Origin of the sequence: Mucilaginibacter aquariorum, from assembly GCF_024498135.1 — a bacterium.
In the GTDB taxonomy this organism is placed as follows: domain Bacteria; phylum Bacteroidota; class Bacteroidia; order Sphingobacteriales; family Sphingobacteriaceae; genus Mucilaginibacter; species Mucilaginibacter aquariorum.
In genome coordinates, this window is sequence record NZ_JANHOH010000009.1 from 190311 (window position 1) to 196921 (window position 6611).

Sequence of the window (6611 nt, forward strand, 5' to 3'; positions counted from 1 at the left end):
ATTACTTAGCTAATGCTTCCTCCAAAGTTTTAACAGCACCTGTAGTTAAGATTAGTTTACCAGCGTTTAACACATCATAAGTGTTAAGCTGCTCAACCGAAATAACCTTAGTTTTTTTCAGGTTCCTGCTTGATAAATACACGTTGTTGTTTTCTACACCTGCTAATACTAATAACGTTTTATCGTTAGTAACATTAAGGTCAGCTTCCATTTTAATGTATGTTTTGGTTTTGATAGCATCAAAGTTGAAATCTTCCAGAACCAATATATTGTTATCTTTTGCTTTGTATGATAAAGCTGAAGCACGGGCTAATGATTTAAGCTTTTTGTTTAATTTAAAGCTGTAATCGCGCGGCTGCGGGCCAAACACACGTCCACCACCATTAAATAATGGAGATTTGATGCTACCTGCACGGGCGCCACCTGTACCTTTTTGTTTATGTAATTTGCGGGTTGAACCTGCAATTTCATTACGTTGTTTTGATTTGTGCGTACCCTGGCGTTGGTTAGCTAAGAACTGCTTTACATCTAAGTAAATAGCATGATCGTTAGGCTCTACTCCGAATACGGACTCAGGCAGTTGCACCTTGGCACCTGTTTCTTTACCTGATAGATTTAATACGTTGATTTCCATCTTATTTATCCACTATTACGAATGAACCCTTAGCTCCGGGGATAGAACCTTTAACCACAATTAGGTTTTGCTCAGCAAATACTTTAACTACTTCTAAGTTTTGTACTTTAACGCGAACATTACCCATTTGACCCGCCATACGCATACCTTTAAATACACGTGAAGGCCATGATGATGCACCCAATGAACCTGGAGCACGTAAACGATTGTGCTGACCGTGAGTTTGCATACCCACACCACCAAAACCGTGACGCTTTACAACACCCTGAAATCCTTTACCTTTTGAAGTACCTACTACATCAACGTAATCACCTGCGGCAAAAATCTCAACAGTAACAGTGTCACCAAGAGCTTTTTCGTCTTCGAATGTTTTAAATTCAACAAGTTTACGTTTTGGAGTAGTACCGGCTTTTTGGAAATGGCCTTTTAACGGACCGGAGGTGTTTTTTTCCTTCTTCTCGCCATATGCTAACTGTACAGCTGCATATCCATCTGTTTCTACAGACCTGATCTGGGTTACTACGCAAGGGCCAGCTTCGATTACAGTACAAGGAATGTTTTTCCCCGCTTCATCGAAAATGCTGGTCATTCCTACTTTTTTACCAATAATTCCTGACATTTTCTTTATTTTATTTGTGCCCATCGAAGCAGTAGGGCTTCGTTCAAGGCATATTATTTCCCCCTTAAGGGAGGGCAAAGATAGAAACTTTACATTAATTTTCAAATAGTTAGTAAGTTATTTTTAAATAAATATTCGGTAACCCGTTTTGTGATTTAGAATAATGATTATTAAGCTATTGCTTGTGTATTAAAACCGATGATGTATATTTACCAATTACACCTAAATCTTAATTATGGCTTGGGGCATATCTCCACGTAAAATTGCGATCATTCCCCTTAACGAGTATAGTGCTGATCATTATCTTACACTCGTTTATCACGCATTTAACAATCTTGGCTGGCGTATTGGGTATTTTAACACCGATGGTATTATTGCTTATACAAATATATCATGGGCTTCATACGCCGAAGAGCTTTCGGTACACATAGTTAATAACCAGGCTATTATTAAAAGCGAATGTGTTGGCTACCAGGGGCTTTTTACAGATTATGAGAAAAACGAAAAAAACCTTGAACTGCTATATGGCGAAATTACTTATGTAGAATACCACTTAAAGCAAAACCTGCAGGAAACAACCCGGGAGCTGATGGATAATATCCCCGACCGGCAATTTATTAGCTTTGACAACCCGCCTTTAGGCTATAAAGAAAAACTTCGTAGCTTTTTATCAGCCTTCGTTCCTAATAAAGGCTACACTATAACACCTGTATTGGTTTTATCAAATATTGCGGTTTATTTAATATCTATGATAATTATGGCCGCCATGGCTGTGGCTTTATCAATGCAAACCGCCCAACATGCTAATCTTCAACAAAACGCAGTACACAACTGGGAAGATATCTATTTATCACTCGGATTTGGCAGCCGCACGCAGGTACTTAGCGGGCAGGTATGGCGCCTGGTAACTAATACGTTTCTGCATTTTTCTATAATGCATATTGCCGGTAATATGATAGCCCTTATTTATATTGGTTCGCTCATAGAGTGCAAAATAGGCAGATGGAACTATTTGTTTATTTATCTCATGACTGGGGTGTTTGCCAGTATTACCTCCGTAATATGGCATGATCAGGGCATAAGTGCCGGGGCATCGGGCGCTATATTTGGATTGTTTGGTGTGTTACTAGCCTTACTTAGCACTACCTTTTATGAAACTAACGCACGCCGTGCATTATTAATAAGCACTACCATTTTTGTTGCCTATAATATTATACCTATTGGCCGCCAAATTGACCATGCCGCACATTTTAGCGGGTTAATATCCGGCTATGCTTTTGGATGGATCGCTTATTGGGGAATAAAGTATCAAAAACAAAATTTAGTTGCCGCAGCTGCTTTGCTCATTACGGTTGTATATACTTCAACCTGTATCTGGCTTGCACCCATTTATGAATTGAAGGAACTGCAACAGCTATCAGACCGAACCCAAAAACTATCAATTACGCTGGCCAATGATTTTTATAGAAATTATGAGCTTACGCACGATCAGCGTTTAGCCATGTTTAAGAACAAGGCCCTGCCCGAAATAGATTCTCTCAGAAAGGTTGGGATACGTATAGATAAGCTCAGCCTACCAAAAAAGCAAAAGCAAATAGCCACAATAAAATCGAAAATTATATTGGAGGAGTGTAAGCTATATACTTTAATTTATAAAGAATTTATTGATAACGACCGTGTTAAATATCGAAACGAAATTAATAGTGCTACTCAAAAAATAAACACTTTACGTATCGAATGGGGGAAAATTGAGGAAAACGGCGACTAAATGCCTTTACCCTCAGCACCCCTACCCCGTCATCAGCCTTCTTATCAACTCGGCGCTTTGTTTGTTACCTTCTTCCAGCCGGCCTTGAAAAAATGCCTGTACCTCGTTAAAATGCTTCTTGTAGCCTTCCATATCGCCGTAACCAATAATGGCACTCCATTCCCTTACCGCGGAGTGAAACTCCAGATCATCGCCACGGATAGTTTTATCGTACAGTGCCGTTTCGATGGATTCCTCCAGCAATTCCTCGTTCTTAAACAGATACTCGGCAATGCCTAAGCGCAGGCGGAATGGTGGGGTTTGGCAAATAAGGTTGTCATAAGGGTTTACGCCCAGATGGTACCAGGCATCAACCATACTTAATATACTTAAGTGCGAATTTGGCTTTTGGTGCCCTGCATCCCGCGCCAGCGAAAACTCGCGCATAACGGCATCGTTAAACATAATGGGCTTGCGGCTTTCGTGAAAAACAAAATCGCGTGCACGGTAAAGGCGGTTCTTAAACTCCTGCTCCTCTTCCTTGATCATCAGCTTAAACAATTCCGATTCTGATTCGGAATAACGCTTAACCTGCTGGCGGGCGTAAGGGTTCAGGATGGCCAAGCCCGCGTATACGTGCGCCTTGTAGCTAAATATGCGCAGGGTGGTCAGGATCTTCACATTATCAATACCTCCTATATAAGAAGCATTTTCCCATGGGAAAAAGCCGGCCGATTTCCATGCTGTGCCCATGCTTTCGAAACCTACATGGGTAACGGCTTGTGTATCGGCAACTATCTTATCGTGCTCATGGTAGTCGGGAATCTCTACAATATCAGTTTCCAGAGCCGTAAATAAATCAAACATGCGCTTATAAGCATCCGGCTCGCTGCGATGGTTTATCAGGATCAGTTTTTGCCCTTTAGGCTCAAAGCCCGGCCCATGCATAGCATGGAAGGTAATGATCTGCGCATCGGCAGGCAAATATTTTTCAAAAATGGCAATCTCGGGGTGTTTAACTGACGTTTGTCCGGCCACAATAGCACCATACTTAGTTGCAGGGCCATACTGGGCTACCACTTGTTCCAGCTTATCTGCCTCAACCGAATAAATGATAAGGTCGCTTACCCGCGATACATCTTTACCATCATCCATAAGGGTAATGCCTAACGGGTCAAGTTCATCTTCCAATCGTGCCCGGTTATCGGGCATATCGCAACCGCAAACAGTATAACCCGCTTTTGAAAAAGCTTTGGCGTACAATTTGCCCATATCACCCAAACCTATAATACCTATGCGCATAGTATAAATTAAAAAGGCTAATATATGCTTTTGATAATTACACGTTGATATTATATATAATTAACAAATTTTCAAGGCTTTAAAAGCGGTTATTGTAAAGATGATATTGATGTTTGTATTAATCTAAACAATATTTACAAACTTTAAATTAAATTACTACGTTTAAGTGGAATAATGGTTAGTTAATAAACATCAACCTTTCCCCGAACTTAACATTTATATGATGAAGCTTTTTAAATTACGAACACTTACTTTAGTATTGCTTATTTTAGTTAATGCAGACTTTAGTTATGCTCAAGATTCAACAAAAAAAACTACCGCGGTAAAAACTGCCGTTGTAAAACCAAATCCGTCTGTTGCAAAACCAACTTCATATAAACAACCTGTTACGCCCGCAGTACAAACACCAACCAATGCTGCAACTACACCTGTACAACAACGCCCGGTTGATAAAAGCTTACGTGGCCAATATCAATACCTGTTAACCAAGGTTTATAATTATCAACAGCCATTGGTAGCGGCACTATTTAAAAACTACAACGATACACTTAAGCTAACACGCAAGCAACTGGCAGATGCCCGGGCTACGCTTGTAGTACAAACTAAAACTATTGACACGTTAAAGGCATCATCGGCCACAAAAGACCAGGCGCTTGCCGAGTCAAAAGCAAAAGTTGACGAGGTAAGCCTGTTAGGGATGCCGCTTTCAAAATCTACCTACAATTTAATAATGTGGGGCTTAGTGATAGGTTTTGGTGTTATTGCTGCAATAGTTATTGCCCGCTCTGGCAGCCACAGCCGCGAGGCCCATTACCGTATTAAGCTTTACAACGAACTGGAAGAAGAATACAAAGCCTACAAAACTAAAGCAAACGAAAAGGAAAAGAAACTTGCCCGCGAACTGCAAACCGAACGTAATAAGCTGGATGAGTTAAACGGGAACGGGTAAATTTGATATGAACGCCTATCTTTTTGGATGGAACCCTATTAAGTTTAAATGGGAGAATATTGATGCCGATATTAAAAAGCTTAAAACAACCGGCAAATTAGTTGATAACTGGAGTGTTGCCAGCCACAAAACTATCCGCCCCGGCGATAGGGCTTATATCGTACGACTTGGGGTAGATCCGAAAGGGATTTTCGCATCGGGAACGATCGAATCAGCGCCTTACCTGGCATCACGCAAAGGGCGCATCTATCACCGCATTAACATCAGTATTGATGTATTGCTGAACCCTGATAAAGAGCGCATACTCACTTTTGATATTTTAAAAACCGGCAACCTTGCCGAACAAACCTGGGCGCCGCAAGCATCCGGTATATCTATAAGGCCACATTTGGTTGATGAACTGGAAGGCGTTTGGCTTGATTTTTTAGCTAATAAGGAGGACTACTAATGGCACTAAGGTTCACAATTCGGATATATTAATTCTGATAAAGCCATAAAATTAAACCCTTGTCGCAAACGCCCCCGTAACTTGTCGTTTTTACACATATGTAGTATCAGTTTACGACCGTACTTTTGGATAAACAAATAAACTCAACAATTATGGCAACTCAAATTTTTGTAAACCTACATGTTAAGGACCTGGATAAGTCGGTAGCATTTTTCACCAAACTTGGTTATACCTTTAACCCGCAATTTACCGATGAAAATGCCACCTGCATGATTATCAGTGATAATATATTTGCGATGCTACTGGTAGAACCTTTCTTCCAGGGTTTCACTAAAAAGGATATTGTGGATACCAGCAAAGCGCAGGAATGCACCATAGCCCTATCTGCAGACAGTAAAGAAGCGGTAGATGATATAGTGAACAAAGCTGTTGCTGCCGGCGCTGCAGATAAACCCAAAAAGGACTACGGATGGATGTATCACGCCAGCTTTGAAGACCTTGATGGCCACCTTTGGGAATATGTTTGGATGGATCCTGCAGGGCCACCGCCGCACCAGGGATAACACATTAAATTTGTCATGCTGAGCGATAGCGAAGCATCTATCGCCTATTTGCATGGTGTACATTAGATCCTTCGCTACCGCTCAGGATGACAAGTAAAAATACACAATGAGTTGTCCTGAAATAAGTTGACAATAATTAAAGAATAAATATAGTCCTTGTCAGGTAATACTGGCAAGGATTTTTTGTTGGTGAATAGTGTTTGGTGTTAGATAGTTTAAAGCTAAGTGAGGCCTGCGTTGATTATACAATTTCACAGCTTGTCCGATCATTTTCCTGGCTTGTTGGATATTACCAGGCTTTACGATCAGAAACTCCTCTTTCAGGATACCATTTATGCGCTCAGCTAAA

The 6611-nt window shown here is 40.8% G+C and carries 8 protein-coding genes; 4 read left to right on the top strand and 4 right to left on the bottom strand.

The window, feature by feature from the left end; genetic code table 11:
* Position 1 precedes the first annotated feature (1 nt).
* Positions 2 to 634 carry a 50S ribosomal protein L4 gene (gene rplD, locus NPE20_RS22710; RefSeq protein WP_256540996.1) on the bottom strand — a complete coding sequence of 211 codons (633 nt, stop codon included), beginning with the start codon at positions 632 to 634 and terminating at the stop codon, positions 2 to 4.
* 1 nt (position 635) lies between these two features.
* Positions 636 to 1253, bottom strand: coding sequence for a 50S ribosomal protein L3 (rplC, locus tag NPE20_RS22715; protein WP_129876531.1), 618 nt, complete (start codon positions 1251 to 1253; stop codon positions 636 to 638).
* A 235-nt stretch (positions 1254 to 1488) separates the two neighbouring features.
* On the opposite strand from rplC, the gene NPE20_RS22720 reads away from it, so the two are divergent.
* Positions 1489 to 3021 (top strand): rhomboid family intramembrane serine protease, encoded by a 1533-nt coding sequence (locus NPE20_RS22720; RefSeq protein ID WP_256540997.1) that lies wholly within the window; start codon positions 1489 to 1491, stop codon positions 3019 to 3021.
* A gap of 21 nt (positions 3022 to 3042) precedes the next feature.
* Here the strand turns inward: NPE20_RS22720 and NPE20_RS22725 are convergent, their stop codons facing one another.
* Positions 3043 to 4302: a prephenate dehydrogenase gene (locus NPE20_RS22725; RefSeq protein WP_256540998.1), complete on the bottom strand. Its 1260-nt coding sequence runs from the start codon at positions 4300 to 4302 to the stop codon at positions 3043 to 3045.
* Between the two features lie 220 nt (positions 4303 to 4522).
* Here NPE20_RS22725 and NPE20_RS22730 point away from each other — a divergent pair, with 220 nt between their 5' ends.
* The 3 genes from NPE20_RS22730 (at position 4523) to NPE20_RS22740 (ending at position 6262) form a co-directional block, all read left to right on the top strand.
* Positions 4523 to 5251, top strand: a complete 729-nt coding sequence (locus NPE20_RS22730; protein WP_256540999.1) for a hypothetical protein — start codon at positions 4523 to 4525, stop codon at positions 5249 to 5251.
* 7 nt (positions 5252 to 5258) lie between these two features.
* Positions 5259 to 5699 carry a hypothetical protein gene (locus NPE20_RS22735; protein ID WP_256541000.1) on the top strand — a complete coding sequence of 147 codons (441 nt, stop codon included), beginning with the start codon at positions 5259 to 5261 and terminating at the stop codon, positions 5697 to 5699.
* Between the two features lie 152 nt (positions 5700 to 5851).
* The gene (locus NPE20_RS22740; protein ID WP_256541001.1) at positions 5852 to 6262 is read left to right on the top strand and encodes a VOC family protein; all 411 of its coding nucleotides are present in this window, start codon (positions 5852 to 5854) and stop codon (positions 6260 to 6262) included.
* 159 nt (positions 6263 to 6421) lie between these two features.
* Here the strand turns inward: NPE20_RS22740 and NPE20_RS22745 are convergent.
* The coding region (locus NPE20_RS22745) for a transposase (RefSeq protein ID WP_256541002.1) at positions 6422 to 6611 on the bottom strand (190 nt) is incomplete at its 5' end.